The sequence below is a fragment of the Agrobacterium sp. a22-2 genome, assembly GCF_012276985.1.
In the GTDB taxonomy this organism is placed as follows: domain Bacteria; phylum Pseudomonadota; class Alphaproteobacteria; order Rhizobiales; family Rhizobiaceae; genus Allorhizobium.
This window is the reverse complement of the sequence record NZ_JAAXMM010000001.1, coordinates 487,980-506,754: the sequence shown is the minus strand read 5'-3', so window position 1 is coordinate 506,754 and position 18,775 is coordinate 487,980. Positions and strand designations below refer to the sequence as shown.

At 61.1% G+C, this 18,775-nt stretch carries 20 protein-coding genes; 13 read left to right on the top strand and 7 right to left on the bottom strand.

The window, feature by feature from the left end; all coding sequences use genetic code 11:
* Positions 1 to 420 precede the first annotated feature (420 nt).
* Genes HFC70_RS02500 through HFC70_RS02485 form a run of 4 tightly spaced genes read right to left on the bottom strand, consistent with a single transcriptional unit; the run spans position 421 to position 4,430 of the window.
* Positions 421 to 1,188, bottom strand: coding sequence for an ABC transporter ATP-binding protein (locus HFC70_RS02500; protein ID WP_168471606.1), 768 nt, complete (start codon positions 1,186 to 1,188; stop codon positions 421 to 423).
* 9 nt (positions 1,189 to 1,197) lie between these two features.
* Positions 1,198 to 2,175 carry an ABC transporter substrate-binding protein gene (locus HFC70_RS02495; protein ID WP_168471605.1) on the bottom strand — a complete coding sequence of 326 codons (978 nt, stop codon included), beginning with the start codon at positions 2,173 to 2,175 and terminating at the stop codon, positions 1,198 to 1,200.
* 44 nt (positions 2,176 to 2,219) lie between these two features.
* Positions 2,220 to 3,068, bottom strand: a complete 849-nt coding sequence (locus tag HFC70_RS02490) for an ABC transporter permease (RefSeq protein WP_168471604.1) — start codon at positions 3,066 to 3,068, stop codon at positions 2,220 to 2,222.
* Between the two features lie 9 nt (positions 3,069 to 3,077).
* Complete coding sequence (locus HFC70_RS02485; protein ID WP_168471603.1) at positions 3,078 to 4,430, bottom strand: LLM class flavin-dependent oxidoreductase; 1,353 nt, start codon at positions 4,428 to 4,430, stop codon at positions 3,078 to 3,080.
* A 264-nt stretch (positions 4,431 to 4,694) separates the two neighbouring features.
* Here HFC70_RS02485 and HFC70_RS02480 point away from each other — a divergent pair, with 264 nt between their 5' ends.
* Complete coding sequence (locus tag HFC70_RS02480; protein ID WP_168471602.1) at positions 4,695 to 5,141, top strand: Rrf2 family transcriptional regulator; 447 nt, start codon at positions 4,695 to 4,697, stop codon at positions 5,139 to 5,141.
* On the opposite strand, the gene HFC70_RS02475 is transcribed toward HFC70_RS02480, so the two are convergent.
* Both HFC70_RS02475 and HFC70_RS02470 read right to left on the bottom strand, forming a co-directional pair.
* Positions 5,125 to 6,003, bottom strand: a complete 879-nt coding sequence (locus tag HFC70_RS02475) for an acyl-CoA dehydrogenase family protein (RefSeq protein WP_168471601.1) — start codon at positions 6,001 to 6,003, stop codon at positions 5,125 to 5,127. The two genes, HFC70_RS02480 and HFC70_RS02475, sit on opposite strands and share 17 nt — an antisense overlap.
* A gap of 34 nt (positions 6,004 to 6,037) precedes the next feature.
* Positions 6,038 to 6,577: a flavin reductase family protein gene (locus tag HFC70_RS02470; protein ID WP_168471600.1), complete on the bottom strand. Its 540-nt coding sequence runs from the start codon at positions 6,575 to 6,577 to the stop codon at positions 6,038 to 6,040.
* Between the two features lie 140 nt (positions 6,578 to 6,717).
* On the opposite strand from HFC70_RS02470, the gene HFC70_RS02465 reads away from it, so the two are divergent.
* From HFC70_RS02465 to HFC70_RS02430, 8 genes are all read left to right on the top strand, one after another.
* On the top strand, positions 6,718 to 8,181 hold the full coding sequence (locus HFC70_RS02465; RefSeq protein WP_168471599.1) for an FAD/NAD(P)-binding protein: 1,464 nt from the start codon (positions 6,718 to 6,720) through the stop codon (positions 8,179 to 8,181).
* A gap of 473 nt (positions 8,182 to 8,654) precedes the next feature.
* Positions 8,655 to 9,086 (top strand): acetyl-CoA carboxylase biotin carboxyl carrier protein subunit, encoded by a 432-nt coding sequence (locus HFC70_RS02460; RefSeq protein WP_168471598.1) that lies wholly within the window; start codon positions 8,655 to 8,657, stop codon positions 9,084 to 9,086.
* Positions 9,086 to 10,477 (top strand): acetyl/propionyl/methylcrotonyl-CoA carboxylase subunit alpha, encoded by a 1,392-nt coding sequence (locus HFC70_RS02455; RefSeq protein ID WP_168471597.1) that lies wholly within the window; start codon positions 9,086 to 9,088, stop codon positions 10,475 to 10,477. Before HFC70_RS02460 ends, HFC70_RS02455 begins: the two co-directional genes overlap by 1 nt.
* Positions 10,474 to 10,881 carry an acetyl-CoA carboxylase gene (locus HFC70_RS02450; RefSeq protein WP_168471596.1) on the top strand — a complete coding sequence of 136 codons (408 nt, stop codon included), beginning with the start codon at positions 10,474 to 10,476 and terminating at the stop codon, positions 10,879 to 10,881. Before HFC70_RS02455 ends, HFC70_RS02450 begins: the two co-directional genes overlap by 4 nt.
* Positions 10,878 to 11,585: a 5-oxoprolinase subunit PxpB gene (gene pxpB / locus HFC70_RS02445; RefSeq protein ID WP_168471595.1), complete on the top strand. Its 708-nt coding sequence runs from the start codon at positions 10,878 to 10,880 to the stop codon at positions 11,583 to 11,585. Before HFC70_RS02450 ends, pxpB begins: the two co-directional genes overlap by 4 nt.
* Entirely contained in the window at positions 11,582 to 12,577 is a 996-nt protein-coding gene (locus tag HFC70_RS02440) for a biotin-dependent carboxyltransferase family protein (RefSeq protein ID WP_168471594.1), read from the top strand. Before pxpB ends, HFC70_RS02440 begins: the two co-directional genes overlap by 4 nt.
* 27 nt (positions 12,578 to 12,604) lie before the next feature.
* Complete coding sequence (locus HFC70_RS02435) at positions 12,605 to 13,372, top strand: 5-oxoprolinase subunit PxpA (RefSeq protein ID WP_168471593.1); 768 nt, start codon at positions 12,605 to 12,607, stop codon at positions 13,370 to 13,372.
* A gap of 59 nt (positions 13,373 to 13,431) precedes the next feature.
* On the top strand, positions 13,432 to 14,637 hold the full coding sequence (locus tag HFC70_RS02430; RefSeq protein WP_168471592.1) for a pyridoxal phosphate-dependent aminotransferase: 1,206 nt from the start codon (positions 13,432 to 13,434) through the stop codon (positions 14,635 to 14,637).
* Between the two features lie 21 nt (positions 14,638 to 14,658).
* Here the strand turns inward: HFC70_RS02430 and nac are convergent, their stop codons facing one another.
* Entirely contained in the window at positions 14,659 to 15,564 is a 906-nt protein-coding gene (nac, locus tag HFC70_RS02425) for a nitrogen assimilation transcriptional regulator NAC (RefSeq protein ID WP_168471591.1), read from the bottom strand.
* 204 nt (positions 15,565 to 15,768) lie between these two features.
* Between nac and HFC70_RS02420 the strand changes: the two genes are divergently transcribed.
* From HFC70_RS02420 to HFC70_RS02405, 4 genes are read left to right on the top strand one after another with little or no spacing between them, the layout of a single operon-like run.
* On the top strand, positions 15,769 to 16,551 hold the full coding sequence (locus HFC70_RS02420; RefSeq protein ID WP_168471590.1) for an SDR family oxidoreductase: 783 nt from the start codon (positions 15,769 to 15,771) through the stop codon (positions 16,549 to 16,551).
* Positions 16,548 to 17,255, top strand: a complete 708-nt coding sequence (locus HFC70_RS02415) for an amino acid ABC transporter permease (RefSeq protein ID WP_168471589.1) — start codon at positions 16,548 to 16,550, stop codon at positions 17,253 to 17,255. Before HFC70_RS02420 ends, HFC70_RS02415 begins: the two co-directional genes overlap by 4 nt.
* The gene (locus HFC70_RS02410; protein ID WP_168471588.1) at positions 17,252 to 18,010 is read left to right on the top strand and encodes an amino acid ABC transporter permease; all 759 of its coding nucleotides are present in this window, start codon (positions 17,252 to 17,254) and stop codon (positions 18,008 to 18,010) included. Before HFC70_RS02415 ends, HFC70_RS02410 begins: the two co-directional genes overlap by 4 nt.
* Positions 18,007 to 18,774, top strand: a complete 768-nt coding sequence (locus HFC70_RS02405; protein WP_168471587.1) for an amino acid ABC transporter ATP-binding protein — start codon at positions 18,007 to 18,009, stop codon at positions 18,772 to 18,774. The genes HFC70_RS02410 and HFC70_RS02405 overlap by 4 nt, the downstream gene beginning before the upstream one ends.
* The last annotated feature ends 1 nt before the right edge of the window (position 18,775 follow it).

Here is an 18,775-nt window from a genome sequence, read left to right as displayed (position 1 = left end):
TTTTAAAAGGTTTTCGAAAGGGCTATTGCTGCAGCCGACGGATCTGGCTTTCAACAGCTTCTATTGTCCAACAAAGGGGGGGCTATTCAGATCGCTGATCCGACACCGTCCGGTTTTGATGGCCATCGGTGGTGCCGGACACCTCGTGCAATGGAGCGCCACCAACAGGAGCTCCACCTTCGCTGCTCCAAATCGAGGTTCGGTGATGACGCTTCTCCAGACCGGCACCGTTTCTTCTGCCGATTGGTGACGTCTTGAACGCCGGAGTACCGCCAACAGAGCCGGACGATTGTGTCCGTTCCGGTTCTGCTGCCTTATCCACCGCATCAGTTCAATAGCTGACAGCGTGGCCTCCGCCACGCATGCCAAGACCGTACTGAGCCGCCCCCCAAGCCTTGCGTGAGGGGCATTACCCACCCCTCAATGCAATCCGAACAACCCCAAAAGTTCCTCGCGCTGCCGAACGAAGCCGGGTGCGCTGCGGTCGCGCGGACGCGGCAGGTCGATGTCGATCAGCCTTGGCTCGCCACCCTTTTCCCGCGGCAGGATCAGGATCCGGTCGGCCAGGAAGATCGCCTCTTCGAGATCATGGGTGACCAGCACGGTCGTCACGTCCTCGTCCCTCCAGATCCGCGCCAGTTCCTGCTGCATGCCGATCTTCGTCATGGCATCAAGAGCACCCAGAGGTTCGTCGAGCAGGAGAATTTCCGGCTGGACGGCGAGCGCGCGGGCGATTCCGACGCGCTGCGCCATGCCGCCCGACAGCTGGCGTGGATAGGCCATCTCGAAGCCCTTCAGGCCGACCAGATCGACATATCGCTGCGCGATCGCCTGAGCCTCACCGCGCGAAAGTCCTCTCGTCTCCAGTCCAAACCCGACATTGTCGATCACCGTCAGCCACGGCAAGAGCCGCGGTTCCTGAAAGATGACGGCCCGCTCGGTGCCGACACCACGGACACGCCTTCCGTCAATCAGCACATCGCCGCCGTCGGCCTCTTCCAGGCCTGCCAGGATACGCAGCAGCGTCGTCTTGCCGGAGCCGCTCGCCCCGACAATGGCAAGGCTTTCGCCCGAGCGGATGGTGAGATTGAGGTCTTTCAGGATCGGCAGAGGCTGACCGTTGAGGGTGAAGGTCTTGGAGAGGTGACGAACCGTCACCTCTCCGCGGATGCTGCTTGAAAGAGCCATGTCAACGCCTCAGTTGCTTGCCGTATCGGCGGTGTAGAGAATGTCCTTGGCGGCCAGTTGGTCCTGTTTCAGCTTGCCTTCGCGCACCAGGACGTCGATCCAGAACTGCAGGTCACGGTCGACGGCCTGACCGCCGGGACGCACGCCGTAACCACGGAAGAACTTGGCGATCTCGGGGTTTTCGCCGCGCTCGGCCAGTGCCTTGGCAAAAATTTCCTTGGTTTCCTCCGGATGCTCGCGGGCATAGTCGAGGGCGCGCTGCGACTGCTCGACGAAGATCTTGGCGGCCTCCGGGTGCGCCGCGATGAAGTCACGGCGCAGGACAATGAAGCCTCCGGCGATTTCACCCAGAATGTCGGTATCGTCGAAGATCGCTCGCAGGCCGCCATTCTGCTTGGCAACGCCCTCGAAAGTCGTCTGCCAATAGCCGAAGGCCGAAACGTCGACCTGGCCGGAGCGCAGCACCTGCTCAAGCTGCGGTCCGGGAACAACGATCTGGTTGGCGGCGTCGGTCGGCAGGCCGACGGAATGCAGCGCCTCGCGGATCGTATAGTCGAGATGGGCGCCGAGCGTGTTCACGGCAATGCTCTTGCCGGCGATGTCCTTGATCTCCTTGATCGGGCTGTCTTCGAGCACATAGAAGATCGACTGGACCTCGTTGTTGATGCCGTTCGATGGATAGGCGGCGACGAAGTCGTTGCCGCCGACGATCGAGTTCAAGACCGCCGATGTCGCGGCACTGCCGATCTCGACGTCGCCGGAGGCGAGCGCGATCAAGGATGCCGGGCCGCCGGTGGCGTAGCCGACATTCTCGATGGTGATGCCTGTGCCGTCGAAATAGCCAAGTTCGGCCGCGAATTCGTGAGCGGACAGTCCGCCCTGGCTGGCGAGATAGCGGAATTTGACCTCGTCGGCGGACAAGGCCGAACCGGAGAGACCAATGGCGATGGCGGCAGAGAGGAAGAGTTTGCGGGCGTGATGGGTCATGGGACGTATCCTTTCAAGGTTGATGTCGCGTCAGGTGGCAGGTCTTATTGGGGCAGCGCCCAGCGGCAGAGCTTGCGCTGCAGCAGAACGAGAGCGGCGTTGGCGGCGAGACCCATCAGCGCCAGAAGCAGGATGGCGGCGAACATCAGCGGGATCTGGAAATTGTACTGGGCGTTCATCACCTGGAAGCCGATGCCCTTGTTGGCACCGATCATCTCGGCGGCAATCAGCAGCAGCAGCGCCGTGGTCGCAGACAGCCGCAAGCCGACGAAGATGGCGGGAACGGAGGCCGGCAGGACGACGCGACGGAAGATGGCAAGGGAACCGGCGCCATAGGTGCGCGCCATCTCGATGAGCTTGGCATCGACCTCCTTCACCCCGCCGATCGTCGACAGCAGGATGGGGAAGAGGGTGGCCCAGAAGATGACAAACACCTTCGACGCCTCGCCGAGGCCCAGCAACAGGATGAAGACGGGATACAGGGCCAGGGCGGAGGTCTGGCGGAAGAACTGCAGCAGCGGGTCGAGCGCCTGCTCTATGGCGCGTATCTGCCCCATGAACAGGCCGAGCGGAATGCCAATGGCCACCGCAGCGAGGAAGGCAATTCCTGACCTTTGCAGGCTGATCGCAATGTCGTCGACCAGCGCGCCGGTGGCGATGCCCTTCCACAGGGCACCGACAATTTGGTCGAGCGGCGGAAAAACCGATGCATTGACCCAGCCGAGTGTGGTCGACACCTGCCAGACGACCAGGAAGCCGACGACCAGACCGTAGCGCGACAGAATCGGAGCGGCGATCGCGGCCGTCGGTGCCAACCAGCGTGGTACTCGGTTTTCCGGGCGAGAGAGGCTGATCCCGTAGGGGCGGCCGTGTTGGATCTCTTCAAAAGACATGGGAGATCCTCACTCTGCTGCCTGGACGGCCGAGGTTTCAGCAGTCCAGCGGTTGAGGGGGAAAGGCAGACCGAGGTTTTCCCGCAAGGTACGGCCCTCGTAGGCGGTGCGGAACAGTCCGCGGCGCTGCAGTTCCGGGATGACCAGATCGACGAAGTCATTCAAGCCGGTCGGCAGCCATGGCGGCAGGATGTTGAAACCATCGGCTGCCTCGTTCTCGAACCATTCCTGCAGCGTGTCGGCGATCTGCCCGGCCGTTCCAACGATGGTGAAGTGACCGCGGGCCGAGGCGACCCATTGGTAGAGCTGGCGGATGGAGAAATTGTTCTCGTCGGCGATCTGGCGGATCAGGGCCTGACGGCTCTTCATGCCTTCGGTTGGCGGTGCCGGCGGCAGCGGGCCGTCCAGATCGTAGCCGCGCAGATCCAGCGTACCGCCGGTCAGGCCATTGAGGAGACCGACACCGTCTTCCTCAAGGATAAGCGAGGTCAGACGGTCATATTTCTCCTGCGCTTCCGCCTCGGTGCGACCGATGAAAGGCGAGACGCCGGGCATAACGAGAACATGATCGGGGTTGCGACCCAAGCCGCGGGCGCGGTTCTTGATGTCTCGATAAAATTCCTGCGCCGTCTCGATATGCTGATGGGCGGTGAAGATCACCTCGGCTGTGGCGGCTGCCAGCCCGCGTCCGTCGTCGGATTGGCCCGCCTGGACGATGACCGGATGACCCTGGCGCGAACGCGACACGTTCAGAGGACCCTTGACCTTGAAGTGCTCGCCCTTGTGGTTCGTATCGTGAAGCTTTGTCGGATCAAAGAAGACGCCGGTGCCTTTGTCTCGGATAAAGGCATCGTCCTCGAAGCTGTCCCACAGCTTTTTCACCACCTCGACATGTTCGGCGGCGCGTTTGTAACGATCGGCATGGGGCAGCTGCGTGTCGCGGTTGAAATTCTGGGCGGTGGCATCGCCCGTCGTGGTAACGACGTTCCAGCCGGCGCGACCATCGGAGATGAGATCGAGCGACGCGAACTTGCGGGCGGTGGTGTAGGGCTCTTCATAGGTCGTCGACGCTGTCGCGATAAAGCCGAGATGGGTGGTGAAGGGTGCGAGCGCGGAAAAGAGCGTCACCGGCTCGAAGCCTGCCACCCGCGCATTGCCGCCTTCCCGCGCGCCACCGAAGCCGACAGCGAGACCGTCGGCAAGGAAATAGGCGTCGAACAGGCCGCGCTCGGCCGTTTGCGCCAGTTGCTTGTGAAATTCGAAACTGACAGCCCCCTCGACCGGCTGGTCGGGATGACGCCAGGATGCGATGTGCTGTCCGCCGCCGGGCAGGAATGCTCCAAGTCTGATCTTGCGTGTCATGGCTGGTCCTCTCTCTCAGATGATCGAATGACAATAGACTATATTATCCATAATTTTTATAGAGAAATAAAATCGCTAAGATTCCTGCTGCTGGCGAATTGATTTCCGAGGAGCGTCAACAAAACGAACAAACTTGCCGCGAGCCGCGAAAGGTCGCTCATCGTCGGTCAGAAGCGAAAGAGCGGGCTTGAACGATTAATTTAGGAAAACTATGTAATTTAGTAGAAATCCAATCTTGATGGCCAATGGCCGGAACTCCCAGCGATGCTCACCAACAAAGGCAAATATGGTCTGAAGGCACTGGTCGACCTGGCAGGTTTGGAACCGGGCAAAACGGCATTCGTCACCGATATCGCCACGCGCAACAATATCCCGAAGAAATTCCTGGACACGATCCTTCTGGAACTGCGCAACAATGGCATCCTGCGTTCCAAAAAGGGGCCGAACGGCGGTTACTCGCTTTCGAAGTCTGCCGATGAAATCATGATCGGTGAAGTCATCCGGGCGCTCGATGGGCCACTCGCACCGATCCGCTGTGCCAGCCGCACGGCCTTCGAAGCATGCGATGATTGCCGCGATCCATCCGGCTGCCAGGTCCGTATTTCGATGACCCAGGTGAGGGACGCCATCGCATTGATCCTCGACAACATGACGCTTTCGCAATTCGTCGCGCGCGACAACCCCTCAAAGGAGCTTATCGCGGGGGAGTGATCTGGCTGGAGCAGCGCTGGCACGCCATCTGCAACGCGTGACACAGGCGATCGATACGCCCGAGGTCGAGGTTTGGCAATTCCACCTGAATGCCGTCGATGATCGAAGCGACCTTCAGGACGATCGCATCGAGAAGCTCAAGCTCGACGGTCGACGTCGGTGCATTCCCGAGACTATCGGGCAATAGCGCGGCATCACCGGTCCCTCTGCAAATTGCACCTTGAAGGAAGGCCTGCATGAGCGCGGCAAGCTGGAGAGCATCCGGCCCCAATTCGAGAACGTTGTCAGGAGACACCGCAGCCTCCACCGGCAGAGCACAGCCATCCGGTGACTGTCGATCCTCCCATGCAAGGATCGCCGCAACGTCACCCATGCCGAGTGCCGATGCGATCAGGACGTGCCAGTCGGCTCCACGCAGTGCCGCTATCGAAGATCCAGGCTCGACCACGAAGGAGAGACCGGACTGTCCCAGGTGCGGCCTCGGGTGAGAGGATGGATCGGCAGAGAAATTGAAGATCTCGCCTACAATCACCCGGCGGTACACGGCTCTTCGCTGTTCCGTCGTGCCGCTGGTGCGCAAAAGCTCAAGGGCTGTCAGGTGGTGAGCGAAAAGTTCGGCTGCTCTCCTGTTCCAGATCGACAGCCTGCTGATTGCCTCGGCAACCACGACGTTGGAAATGTCCGCGCCATCGAAGACCGACGGGATCGATATCGCCAAGAGGCCCGACTGTGCCAAGATGCGAGCAATCTCCTGCGCATCCGATCCCGGTTTTTGAACGATCGATTCCGTCGCGGCGAGGACTTGGCCCTCGGTTGAGAGGATAGCGGGCACCGGGCGCAATCGATCGGACACCGACGTCATGGTTCAGGCCCTCCAGACAGGAGACTGTGTGTCATTAATCGACAGAATGATATCTCCCGTTCTGATACAATAGCGAACGTCCCTGGCCGAGACGAATGGCGAGAACCCTGCCAATGACGATCACATGGCTGTGTCTCTCGATTGCTTCCTCGACCTCGCAGTCCAGAGCGGCAACCGCATCTACCAACACCGGTGCGCCGCTTGCAAGCCTGGTCCATTCAGCACCCAGGTAGCGCTCGGCTCCCTTCAAACCACCGATTCCGGCAAAACGGTTTGCAAGGTCCTGGTGTTCCGAGCCCACGACATTGACGGCAAAATGGCGGAAGCGCTCCACGACGGGCCATGTCGAGGATGCCCTGTTGAGGGATACAAGCATGCGCGGCGGATCGACCGACAACGCCGTGGCAGACGTGACCGTCGCGCCCGAGCGCACATCGCCTTCGCCGGCTGTCACAACGCTGACGCCGCCGCCCAGGGTTCTCATGGCGTCTTTTAGACTGGCAGCATCGGCGGGCCGCTCAAAGACCGGAGGAGCCAGCGGCTCGGCCCATTCTGTCGCGATCAAACTGCTCATGGTTCCACTCCATTTTGGTTCATCGGGAGCAAAAAATATCAGCGAAGGATCCGACATGGTAGACAAGCGTTTTTATTCTACATATAATTTATAGAAAATATGTCTAACTCCGCCCATAGCTAACCTGAAGGAAGACTGCCATGTTGAAGATCAGGATGTCGTCTCCCCGGATCCGGTCCCGCGAATGCGCAACGGGATCACGGGTGATTGTCATTGGAGGGGGGTATACGGGCGCGACGGTCGCCAAGCTTCTCGTCGACAGAGGCTTCCGACACATTGAAGAGGTCGCCGTCTTTGAACCTCGCGAGCATCTCGGCAGTGGCCTGGCTTACGACACCCGCGACGCCGATGTTCGTCTCAATGTCGCAGCCCATCGCATGCGGGCCGTTCCCGGAGCCCCCTCGGCATTTGCGGATTGGTTGCAGTCGAGCGGTACTCTGTCCGTGGATCCCGCCGCCATCACACCGGAAGGGGTGTTTGCATGTCGACGCGACTTCGGGCGCTTCATGCAGCAGCAATTGGCACCGCTGGTCGAGGCCGGTTCGGTTCGCCATATTCGCGAGACTGTATCTGCCGTTTCCAGGCTGAACGACCGGTGGCATGTCACCGGTGCCGGCGGCACGACCCTCATGGCCGATATGCTTGTTATCGCGACGGGTCATCCTGCGGCATCGACACCACGGGCGTTGGAAAAGCTGGATCGGCGGACCGCCATGATGGTGAGGGATGCCATGGCTCCGGACGCCCTGACAGGTGTCTGTCGAAACAGCGATATTCTGATCATCGGCAGCGGGCTGACCGCCCTAGATGCGCTGTCTCGGCTCAAGGCCCGGGGGCATCACGGCAAGATCTCACTTCTCTCTCGCTCAGGGCTTCTGCCGCGTCCTCACGCCAGCGACGGCTTCACACCTTATGGGAATTTTGAGGACGCCACTCTGACCAGCGCCCGGCAGGTCCTGGCAAAGGTGCGCGCCACGATATCGGCCGCGGGAGCGCAGGGCATCCCTTGGCAGTCGGTTTTCGATGCTTTGCGGCAACAGACCCAGACGGTCTGGCAGCGTCTTCCGGAAAGCGAGCGTCGGAAACTGCTTCGTCGTCTGCGCCGATGGTACGACGTTCACCGGTACCGGATGCCGCCACAGGTATCCGCCCTTCTCAGACAAGGATTGGCCACCGGTCAGGTTGAAACCCATGTCGGGGAGTTGGCCGCGGTACGGCTGGATGAGCAAGGCCTGGTTGCCAGGATCAACACGCGAGACGACTGCGACACCGTTCATCGCTGCGGCCACATCCTGCTCGCGACTGGCCCCGATTTCCGGGACTACTGTGCTCACCAAAAATTCCTGCTCGCCCTTCACCGAGATGGGTTCGTTCAATCCGACCCGCTGGGCCTGGGAGTGGTCTGCGATACAGCAGGTCGCACAATCGCGGTCGACGGCTCCCCGAACAGCCGTCTCTTCGTCGCGGGTCCTCCCGCACGTCCGGCATTTGGCGAGTTGACCGGTGTCCCGGAGATCGCGGCTCAGGCGGCAAATCTGGTGGACGTGGTGCTGAAGACCCTGGCGAGGCGGAACCGCACATTCTATATCGGTCGGCAGGACTAAGAACGGTCCCATACTTTTCTTGTTCTCCCTCGCGAAGAGTATGGCAGCAGCTGAACGAGGGCGGTTTTGAGGATTGTTCTCAGCCATTTGTACTCGCGGAACGAACGCACACTGCTCTTGCGCGCATACCCGGAGCGGCCAATCCACTTCCGGCTACAAATCGGTCATTCATTCAAGCGAAGTTCCATACCCGGTTGCTGTTGTGACAAACAGGTTGCTAACAGAAGGGTTGCAGGTTCATCTCCCCTCAAGGCGAAGACAAGTCTGCTTTTCTCGGTGCGGGACGCAACTGGCCAGAGTCTCTGTCGGTAGTCGCCACGTTTTTTCGGGCGTTGAAGGAGGGGATGAAGCCGGTCCATCAAAAGTTCGTCTGACCCCATCGGGAGAACCCTCGTGTTACGGAAGAAGGCAGTTGAAGCCGACCCCGACAGTCCGGGGCGCGGTGCAGTCATTCCGAAGTACCGGGCGCGCTTATGGATCTGTCGAAAATCAAAACTCTGATCGATTTTGTCGGAGGATCGAACGTTACCGAACTGACGGTGACCGAAAAGGACGTGACCGTCCGCATCTTCCGTAACTCCAAGCCCGGTTCGGAGGCAGTATTAGGCTCCCCGAACTCGCAAGACGTGTTCTCTGGGCAAGGCGATGCTGCGGTCGCTGCGCAACCTGCCGCCTTTCCAGTCACGGCCCCCGTCTTTGGCGTGTTGCACCGCTCGCCAGCACCTGGGCAGGCGCCGTTCGTCAGGCTCGGCGACGCGGTGGAGGAAGGCCAGACCCTGTTCGTCATCGAAGCCATGAAGGTGTTCAACGCGATCGCGGCGCCGCGCGCTGGGCGCATTGCCCGCCTCACCGATATCGACGGCGGCGAGGTCGAGACCGGCGACGTGCTGGCGGAGATCGCGTGATGGCGTCACCGCTCGGCGAGACCTCTGTATCCGGCATGCGCTTCGATACGGTCCTGATCGCCAACCGAGGCGAGATCGCCACGCGCATCCAGCGCGCGTGCCGCGATCTTGGTCTCAAAACGGTGTGTATATGTTCCGAGGCCGATCGTGAGGCCCCCTACGGCAAGACCGCCGACAGTTTTGTCTGCATCGGTCCTTCCAGCGCTGCGAAAAGCTACCTGAACCAGGACGCCATTCTTCTGGCCGCGCGCCTCACAGGTGCTGGGGCCATTCATCCGGGCTACGGCTTCCTGTCGGAGAATGCGGCCTTCGCCGAGGCGGTGGAGAAGGCGGGGCTGGTTTTCATTGGCCCTGATTCCAGGTCGATCGCAATCATGGGTGACAAGATCTCGGCAAAGCGGGCGATGATCGCGGCCGGCGTCCCTTGCGTTCCGGGTCCCGACACGGCACTTCCCGACGATCCTGCAGCGGTTGAACAGATCGCGCTGGAAATCGGCTATCCCGTGATCATCAAGGCGGCCGGCGGAGGCGGCGGGCGCGGCATGCGTGTCGTGCCGGAGGCTGGACTGCTGCACGATGCCGTCACACTGACACGCGAAGAAGCCCGGCAGGCCTTCGGTTCGCCAGCCCTCTACATGGAAAAGTTTCTCCAACATCCTCGCCATATCGAAATCCAGGTGCTTTGCGATCACCACGGCAATGCGGTCTGGCTGGGCCATCGCGACTGCTCCATGCAGCGGCGCCATCAGAAGGTTGTCGAAGAAGCGCCGGCACCCGGCATTGCGCCCGAGATCATCGGACCGGTCGGGGCGGCCTGCGTGAAAGCCTGCCAGCAGATCGGATATCGCGGTGTCGGCACCTTTGAATTTCTCTATGAGGACGAGGCGTTCTACTTCATCGAGATGAACACGCGGCTGCAGGTCGAGCATCCCGTCACGGAGTTGACGAGTGGATTCGATATCGTCCAGGAGCAGATCAAGGCCGCGCAAGGCATTCCCCTCGTCATGACCCAGGAGGATGTGACATGCGAAGGCCATTCGTTCGAATGCCGTATCAACGCCGAAGATCCCGAGAGCTTCATGTCGTCGGCCGGCATCATCACCGGTCTTACACTTCCGGAAGGCGAAGGTATCCGGGTCGATACCCATATCCACGCGGGCTACAAGGTGTCGCCCTACTACGACTCGCTGATCGCCAAGGTGATCGTCCATGCGCCGACGCGTGCGCAGGCCATGGAGAAAATGCGTGAAGCGCTGGCCGACACCTGCGTCGAGGGGATCTCCACCAACATTCCCTTCCTGCGCGCCCTGTTCGAAGACAGAGTCTTTGCGCAAGGCGAGACGGACATCCATTATCTGGAACAATGGCTGAAATTGCGGAGCAAGCCATGAGCGCGATCGATTTCAGCGATCCGGAAACCATCGCCTTCCTGACCGAGGCCCTGACGGCGGCCGGTGTCGATGGCCTGGAAATCTCCGACGCTTCAGGACAGGTTCGCATCGTCATCTCGGCTGAGAGTGAAAGCCGGACCGCGGTGATGCCACCCGCTCGGGCTTTCGTGGTCAAAGCGGCGATGACAGGCATTTTCTGTTTGCAACGGCCAGGCTGCACGGCCGTATCGGCAAACCTGCCGCGTCCGGTCACGGCCACCGAGGTGCTGGGCTTCCTTCGGATCGGCCCTGTTCTCATTCCTCTCACGGCCGGCCGAACCGGTCTTTTGACCAGAAGGGTCGTCCAGCCGGATGCGCTGGTTGGTTTTGGCGACGCCCTGTTCGAGATCGAGGCACAACAATGACAGCCACGCCGAACAAACAGAACCTGCCCTACGAGATCATTCCGGCTGGCAAGAGCCGTGCCCGCATCTCCTTGATCGGCACGAGATCCTTCTTGCTGGAGGCGCCCGGCGACTTCGATCTGGCGGCGCAACGCCGGATCTGGGCTTTGACGCAGACGCTTAAAGGTTGGACGGATGTGGCCGAAATCATTCCCGGCATGACCAACCTGCTGGCCATCTTCAGGGAAACGCCGGAGGATCCGGACGGGGTCGTCGGCCGACTGCTTTCGGCATGGGACACTTCCCAGAGTATCGACCTCGTCGGCAAGACCATCGAGATACCCGTCCACTATGGCGGAGAGTTCGCCACGGATCTGGCGGCGTTGTGCGACCTTTCCGGGCTCACCGACCGGGAGGTCGTACGGATCCATCATCAGGCGACCTACCGGGTCTTCGCGCTCGGCAGTGCACCGGGCTTCGGTTATTTGCATGGCCTCGATCCGCGGCTCTACATGCCGCGCAAGACAGTGCCATCGCTGAAGATGGCAAAGGGCTGCGTGACCATTGGCGGCATGCAGACGGGGGTCGCCATGCTGACCGGTCCCAACGGCTGGAATTCCATAGGCTTTGCCGAGTTGCAGATGTTTGATCCGTTGTCGCCGACGCCGGCCATGATGGCGCCCGGCGATGCGGTGCGGTTCGTGCCGGAGAGGATCGAGCTATGATCGAAATCATCGAAACCGGTCTTTTCAACACCGTGCAGGATCTCGGGCGCCCGGGCTACCGCGACATCGGCGTTTCGGCCAGTGGCGCCATGGACCCGCTGGCCGTGAGGATCGGCAACAGTCTCGCCGGCAATGACGAGAGCGCAGCGGTTCTGGAAATCCAGACCTTCCCGTTCCGCCTGCGTTTTAAGCAGCGCACGGTCTTCGTCGTCTCCGGCACCGATGGAAATCCACTTCTGGACGGGATCGAACTCATGTCGTGGTGTGCCTATGGCGCCGAAGCGGGGCAGGTTCTGGAGTTGAGGCAGCCGCCGAAACTGGCGCGTGCCTATGTCTGCATCGCCGGCGGCCTCGATGTGCCGCCGGTCATGGGCTCGCGCAGCACCTCGCTGCGTGGCGGCTTCGGTGGCCATGCCGGACGGCCGTTGGAAAAGGGCGACCGGATCGCGGTCGGAGAGAACCCCGATATTCTTCCGGTGCCGGCCTCCGGCATCGCGGTGGTTGATCCGGTGGCGGCATTAAGCGATGTCTTTCCGCAATCTTCCGATGGAGCCTTGCTGATCCGCGCCCTGCCGGCCGGCGAACATGGGCTTTTTGCCGATGACGGTGCCGCTTTCTGGAACCAGACCTGGCGGATTTCGTCGCGCAGCGACCGCACCGGCTACCGCCTGTCCGGAGATCCCATCTTGCCGACGGAAAACGTCGAGATGCGCTCCCATGGCGTCGTGCCGGGTGTGATCCAGGTTCCGCCCGGCGGCGAACCGATCGTGCAGATGAGCGATGCCAACACGGCCGGCGGCTATCCAAAAATTGCCGGTGTTATCGAATGCGATCTGTGGCGCCTCGGCCAGGCCCGGATCGGCAGCCGGTTGCGCTTCGTGCGATCCACGCATGCAGAGGCGCGCGCCGTGGAGCGGGCCGTCACCCGATACGTCGAGGATGTCAGGGCCACATCCCAAATGGTCAAACGCGCCCTGAAGGCGATGGCCTGAAACACTCACTGTCCACAGGAGAGCGCGATGAAGATCGATCTGAATTCCGACATGGGCGAAGGATTTGGTCCTTACCGCTTGTGCGATGACGAGGCGATGATGAAAATCGTGTCGTCGGCCAATATTGCCTGCGGTTTTCACGGCGGCGATCCCGAGACGATGGCGCGCATGGTTCGGCTGGCCAAGCAGAATGGCGTCGGCATTGGGGCACATCCCGGATTGCCGGATCGCCTGGGGTTCGGCCGTCGCGAAATACCGTTCCAGCCGGACGAATTGCGCCAGCAGATGCTCTACCAGCTCGGTGCCCTGATGGCGATTGCCCGGAGCGAGGGCGTTGAGGTGGGGCATTTCAGCTTCCATGCGGCCATGGGCAACATGGTCAACCGCGACCCCGCCCTTGCCGACCTGATGATGGATGCCATTGCGGCCGTCGATTCCCGCATCGTCGTTTTCGTGACGGCCCGTAGCGAGATCGAAAAGGCGGCAAAACGCGCCAAACTCAAGACGTTGGCGCTGTTCCTGGCCGATCGCGCCTATGATGCAAGTGGAGCGCTCGTTGCCCGTGGTTTGCCGGGCGCGCTGGTCAAGGATGAAACCTCCGTGCGCACACGCGTGCGCCGCTTTCTTGTCGATGGAACCGTCGAGGCGATCGACGGAAGCGTCATCGCCATGCCGGCACGCTCGATTCTCGTCCACAGCGACACGCCCGGCGCGCTCGAGCTTGCGCGGATCGTTCGCAGCGAGATCGAAGCGGCTGGCGCTACTCTCTCACCGGCCAGCGAACTCGCCAGCTGAAACAAATCAGGTCGTCCCACGGCGACCTCATTACAATCTTCCATCGAAAGATCACACCGATGTCCATTACCGCCGACCGCCTGAAGAATGTATCCATCTCCGCCTCCGCCGCCATGACCCAGCGTGCCAGGGAACTGGCTGCCCAGGGCATCAAGGTGGTCAGCCTGTCTTCCGGGGAGCCGGACTTTCCGACGCCGACCCATGCCATCGAGGCGGCCCATGCGGCCGCACTGAAGGGTGATACCAAATATCCGCCGATGGACGGCACGGCGACGCTTAAGGCGGCAATCAGCCGGAAGTTCAAGCGCGACAACAATCTCGACTATGATGCCAGCCAGATCGTCGTATCGGGCGGCGGCAAGCAGGTGATCTTCAATGCGATGCTCGCCACCTGCAACCCCGGTGACGAGGTCGTCATCCCTACGCCATCCTGGGTCAGCTATGCCGATATCGTCAAATTCGCCGGCGGCGTCCCGGTTGCTGTACCCTGCTACGAGCAGGCAGGATTCAAGCTGCAACCGGAGGACCTGGAAGCCGCGATCACGCCGCGCACCAAGTGGCTGTTCCTGAACTTTCCCAACAATCCGACGGGGGCCGCCTGCTCGCGCGCGGAAATGGCAGCGATTGCGCAGGTGATGCTGCGCCATCCGCATGTGTTTATCCTGACGGACGATATCTACGAACATCTGGTCTATAATGATTTCGAGTTCTGCACGATTGCAGAGGTCGAACCTCGGCTCTACGACCGCGTGCTGACCATGAACGGGGTCTCCAAGGCCTATGCCATGACCGGCTGGCGGCTTGGTTTCTGCGCCAGCGGCTCCAAGGAACTGATGGCGGCGATCAGCAATGTGAACGGCCAGAACGGCGGCGGGATATCCACTCTCACCCAGGCAGCAGCTATCGCCGCACTCGACGGCCCGCAGGACCTGCTCAAGGAGCGCGCGGCGATCTACCGGGAGAGGCGCGATTTCGTCATCGAAAATCTCTCGAACGTGGAAGGCCTGTGCTGCCACAAGCCGGAAGGTGCCTTCTACCTTTATCCAAACATCTCGGGCCTGATCGGCAGGACCAGCAAGGGCGGGCGCAAGATCGGCACCGATGTGGATTTCGTCATGGCCCTGGTTGAAGAACACCATGTCGCCACCGTCCAGGGTGCCGCCTATGGCATGAGCCCCTATTTTCGCATTTCCTATGCGACGAGCATGGAGATGCTGACCGAGGGCTGCGCCCGCATCGCAGAATTCTGCCGGGACATGCGCTGAAACTGCGATCGGGCGAACAACCTAGTATTTCAAACCTTCTGTCAGCTCGACCAGAATGTCCCTGACCGCAAGGGCAGGCTCCGACAGCGGGTTCTGGTCGGAGACGCACAACGACAGCGTCTCCTCGATCCGCGGGGAGATGATCCGGCAGATCAGCGGTTCGCTGGTTTCCGTCACGATGCGGTCGGCAATGGCCTTCGGCATGATGGTGGCGCCAAGACCGGCCGCGACTGCGCGGGCCAGGGTCCGGACGATCTCGACCTCCGCCACCACTTTCATAGTATTACGCGTCCGGGTGAAAGCGGTATCCACCGCACGGCGGACGAAATTGTAAGCCGGCGGCAACAGAAGTGGCATGCCATCGAGCGCGGCCAGCGGCACCGGCTTACTGTCGGCTTCGATGCCGAAGTCGCGATGTGCAACCAGATAGAATTCCTCGCTCAGAATCGGATCGAACCGCACGCCCTTGATCGGTCCGGTCCCGTGGATAAGAGCCATTTCCAACCGGCCGTTCATGATCATCTGACTATAGGTCTGGCCGACGCTTTCGGTGAGATGCAGCAGGATACCGGGATGGCGTCGGCGCGTCTCAGCCAGGAGCTCGACGGACAGGGTGGCGGCACTGCTGAACGGGACAAGCCCGACGGAAACGCGGCCGGCCAGCGAATTGCCGGCGGCGGATGCATCCGCTTGCGCCTGTTCCATCTGGCGAAGAATGATCTGGGAATGGCGGTAAACCGCATGACCGGCATCCGTCATGCTGACGCCCTGCTGGCTGCGGATCAGCAGTTTCTGGCCGAAATGCTCCTCCAGTGCTGCCAATTGCTGGCTAAGCGCCGGCTGGGCGATATGCAACAGATCGGCGGCGCGCGTTATGCTGCCGCTATCCACGATCACGATGAAAGATTTGAGACGTCTGATGTCCATGAGGATCGGGTACTTTTCAATCTGCGCAAGCGCATATTTACAGACCCGCCCGCCTTTTGCAAAGCGACCCGACGGCAACTGAATCCGTTGGGAGGCCGTGGGTTTCGGCCCTCCATACAAGTTGCTTATTGCTCCAGAGATAATCGGTCTTAGGCAAGGAATTAAAGCTTCGCTAGTGTCTCACGCAACAACAAGGGGTTCAGAATGCCTTTCTCCGATTACAAGACCGCATTGGTGACCGGCGCATCCTCCGGGATCGGCGCTGCCGTCGTGGAGCGGTTTCGGCGCGAGAATATCGAAGTTCATGCCATCGCCCGCAGCGGCGATGCCCTTCAGCAACTGGCGTCCCGCACCGGCTGCATCCCTCATGTCATCGACGTCACGGATCGCGCGTCAATTGCCGAGCTGGCAAGCCGTGTTCAGTTCGACATTCTCGTCAACAATGCCGGCGTCGATCGGCCAAAGAAATTCCTCGAGGCCGACGAAGGCGATATCGACCTGCTCGTCGACGTCAATCTTCGTGCCGTGCTGCATATCTGCCGCCTGATCGTGCCGGGCATGGTGGCGCGTGATCGCGGTCATGTCATCAATATCTCCTCCATCGCCGGAAACTATAATTTCGGCGGCAATTCGACCTATCACGCGGTCAAGGCCGGCGTAGCCATGTTGTCGAACCAGTTGCGGCTCGATGCTTTCGGCAAGCGCGTGCGTGTGACGGAGATCTGCCCCGGACGGGTCGCCACCGACATTTTCAACCATGTCCACGGCAACGACCCCAGCATCCGCGAACGGTTCATCGACGGTTTCGAACTGCCTCAGGCATCCGACATCGCCGAGGCGATCGCCTTTGCGATTGCGGCGCCGGTATCGATGAACATTGGGCACATGGAGATCACGCCGACGCTTCAGGTCATGGGCGGCTTGCAGACGGCGCGGCCGCAGCCGGCTCGGGAGGAGCCGGTCGATGGTGGGGAGCGCAAGCCGTGAAAGGGTTCGATCTCTCGGCAATCCTGACCAATCCGGACTATACCGCGATGCTGCTGCACGGCATCGAAATGACCTTCGTGATCTTTTTCGGCTCGTGGCTGCTGGCGATGGCGCTGGCCTTCACCTTGCTTTGCATCCGGTTTTCCCCGTTCCGCTTCGGCGACAGGATTGTCGCCGTCTATGTCTCCTATCATCGCAACGTGCCGACGCTCGTGCAGCTGATGCTGTGGTATTTCGGCATATTCACGCTTCTGCCGGATTGGCTGACCGCCTGGCTGGTGGCCCACAACGCTGAAACCATCTTTGCCGTCCTCGGCCTCGGCCTGTGCCAGGCGGCCTATTTCAGCGAAGATCTGCGCTCCGGCCTGCGCTCCGTGAGCCCCGGGCAGATGGAGGCGGCCAAGGCGCTCGGCCATGGTTATCTCTCGGCGATGCGCTTCGTCATCCTGCCGCAAGGGGTGCGCAATGCCTTGCCGCCGCTGATCAATCACAGCGTTTCCCTGTTCAAGAACAGCAGCCTCGCCATCGTCATCGGCGCGCCGGAACTGACCCATGCCGTGAAGGAAGTCGAGAACCTGAGCTTTCGCACCTTCGAGATCTACCTGATCGGCACGGTACTCTACCTGTTCTTCTCCCTGTTGATCATGGGGGCCGGCGCCTATCTGTCGATGCGCGCGGATCCGGTACGGGGAGCGCGCGCGTGATCAACGATATCCTCGCGATCATCAGGGACTATTGGCTTCTACTGTTGATCGGCCAATATCCGAACGGCCCCCTCGGCGGCCTTGCCAACACGCTCATCCTCTCGGCGCTCAGCATCGCCTTGGCCTTCCCTGTCAGCATACTGTTTGCGCTGGCGCGGCTGTCGAAGTGGCGGCTCTTGCGGTGGCCGGTCACGGCATTGGTCTACGTCACCCGCGGCGTGCCGCTGCTCATGCTCATCCTCTGGAGCTATTTCCTGGTGCCGCTTTGGACCGGGGCGGACGTTCCAAGCTTCGTGACGATGCTGACGACGCTGGTCGTCTATCAGGGCGCCTTTCTCAGCGAGGTGGTGCGCGGCGGTATCGTGGCGCTCGGTCATGGCCAGATGGAAGCGGCCAAGGCGCTGGGACACAGCTATCTCGGCGCCATGCGGTTCATCATCCTGCCGCAGGCACTCTACAACATGATCCCGAGCATCATCTCCACCTTTGTCTCGACGATCAAGGACACGACGCTGGGCTATGTCATCAATGTGCCGGACCTCACGTTCGCGGCAAGCCAGGTCAACAACCAGCTGCTGACCCAGCCGTTCCAGGTCTTCCTCATCCTGGCCGTCGTCTACTACGCGATCTGCTGGAGCCTGACGCATGTCGCCAATGTCATCGAGCAACGGATCACGCGCAGGCGCGCCGGCATGACCAATCGCGCGGCACCTGTGTCGCTGGCGCCGTCCAAAATCGTATCGGAGCAGCCATGACCTTGTCAGCACCCCCGAGCCAAGATCTTCAGGCCATTCGCCTTTCGAATGTCTACAAGAGCTATGGCGACTACCCAGTCCTGAAGAACATCGATGCGGAGGTGGCTCGCGGCGAGGTGGTGGTGATCTGCGGACCGTCCGGCTCCGGCAAATCCACCCTGATCCGCACCATCAACCGCCTGGAGGAGATCAGCGCCGGTTCGATCAGCTTCGACGGTCAGAACATCCATGCGCCGATGCGGACTCGGGAGCTCAACCTGCTGCGCAGTCGCATCGGCTTCGTGTTCCAGAATTTCAACCTGTTTCCGCATCTGTCTGTCGTTGAAAACGTGTCGATGTCGCCCATCCGCGTGAAGGGTGTGGCGCCGGATGTCGCCTATGACAAGGCGCTGAAGCTGCTCGACCGCGTCGGGCTAGCCGACAAGGCGCAAGCCTATCCGGCCCAGCTTTCCGGCGGGCAGCAGCAGCGGGTGGCGATCGCGCGGGCGCTTGCCATGGAACCGCCTGTCATGCTGTTCGACGAGCCGACCAGCGCGCTTGATCCGGAAATGGTCGGAGAGGTTCTGGCCGTGATGAAGAGCCTGGCGGCGGAAGGCATGACCATGCTCTGCGTCACCCATGAAATGGGTTTCGCCCGCGAAGTCGCCGACCGCATCTGGTTCATCGATGCCGGTGAAATCCTCGAAACGGCCCCGCCCGACGAGTTCTTTAAAAATCCCCGCCATCCCCGTGCCCAGCGGTTTCTCGCCGACCTGCGTCACTGAG

Coding starts and splice junctions, on each gene's coding strand:
- HFC70_RS02500 (WP_168471606.1), bottom strand. CDS start 1,188: ATGGCTCTTTCAAGCAGCATCCGCGGAGAGGTGACGGTTCGTCACCTC.
- HFC70_RS02495 (WP_168471605.1), bottom strand. CDS start 2,175: ATGACCCATCACGCCCGCAAACTCTTCCTCTCTGCCGCCATCGCCATT.
- HFC70_RS02490 (WP_168471604.1), bottom strand. CDS start 3,068: ATGTCTTTTGAAGAGATCCAACACGGCCGCCCCTACGGGATCAGCCTC.
- HFC70_RS02485 (WP_168471603.1), bottom strand. CDS start 4,430: ATGACACGCAAGATCAGACTTGGAGCATTCCTGCCCGGCGGCGGACAG.
- HFC70_RS02480 (WP_168471602.1), top strand. CDS start 4,695: ATGCTCACCAACAAAGGCAAATATGGTCTGAAGGCACTGGTCGACCTG.
- HFC70_RS02475 (WP_168471601.1), bottom strand. CDS start 6,003: ATGACGTCGGTGTCCGATCGATTGCGCCCGGTGCCCGCTATCCTCTCA.
- HFC70_RS02470 (WP_168471600.1), bottom strand. CDS start 6,577: ATGAGCAGTTTGATCGCGACAGAATGGGCCGAGCCGCTGGCTCCTCCG.
- HFC70_RS02465 (WP_168471599.1), top strand. CDS start 6,718: ATGTTGAAGATCAGGATGTCGTCTCCCCGGATCCGGTCCCGCGAATGC.
- HFC70_RS02460 (WP_168471598.1), top strand. CDS start 8,655: ATGGATCTGTCGAAAATCAAAACTCTGATCGATTTTGTCGGAGGATCG.
- HFC70_RS02455 (WP_168471597.1), top strand. CDS start 9,086: ATGGCGTCACCGCTCGGCGAGACCTCTGTATCCGGCATGCGCTTCGAT.
- HFC70_RS02450 (WP_168471596.1), top strand. CDS start 10,474: ATGAGCGCGATCGATTTCAGCGATCCGGAAACCATCGCCTTCCTGACC.
- pxpB (WP_168471595.1), top strand. CDS start 10,878: ATGACAGCCACGCCGAACAAACAGAACCTGCCCTACGAGATCATTCCG.
- HFC70_RS02440 (WP_168471594.1), top strand. CDS start 11,582: ATGATCGAAATCATCGAAACCGGTCTTTTCAACACCGTGCAGGATCTC.
- HFC70_RS02435 (WP_168471593.1), top strand. CDS start 12,605: ATGAAGATCGATCTGAATTCCGACATGGGCGAAGGATTTGGTCCTTAC.
- HFC70_RS02430 (WP_168471592.1), top strand. CDS start 13,432: ATGTCCATTACCGCCGACCGCCTGAAGAATGTATCCATCTCCGCCTCC.
- nac (WP_168471591.1), bottom strand. CDS start 15,564: ATGGACATCAGACGTCTCAAATCTTTCATCGTGATCGTGGATAGCGGC.
- HFC70_RS02420 (WP_168471590.1), top strand. CDS start 15,769: ATGCCTTTCTCCGATTACAAGACCGCATTGGTGACCGGCGCATCCTCC.
- HFC70_RS02405 (WP_168471587.1), top strand. CDS start 18,007: ATGACCTTGTCAGCACCCCCGAGCCAAGATCTTCAGGCCATTCGCCTT.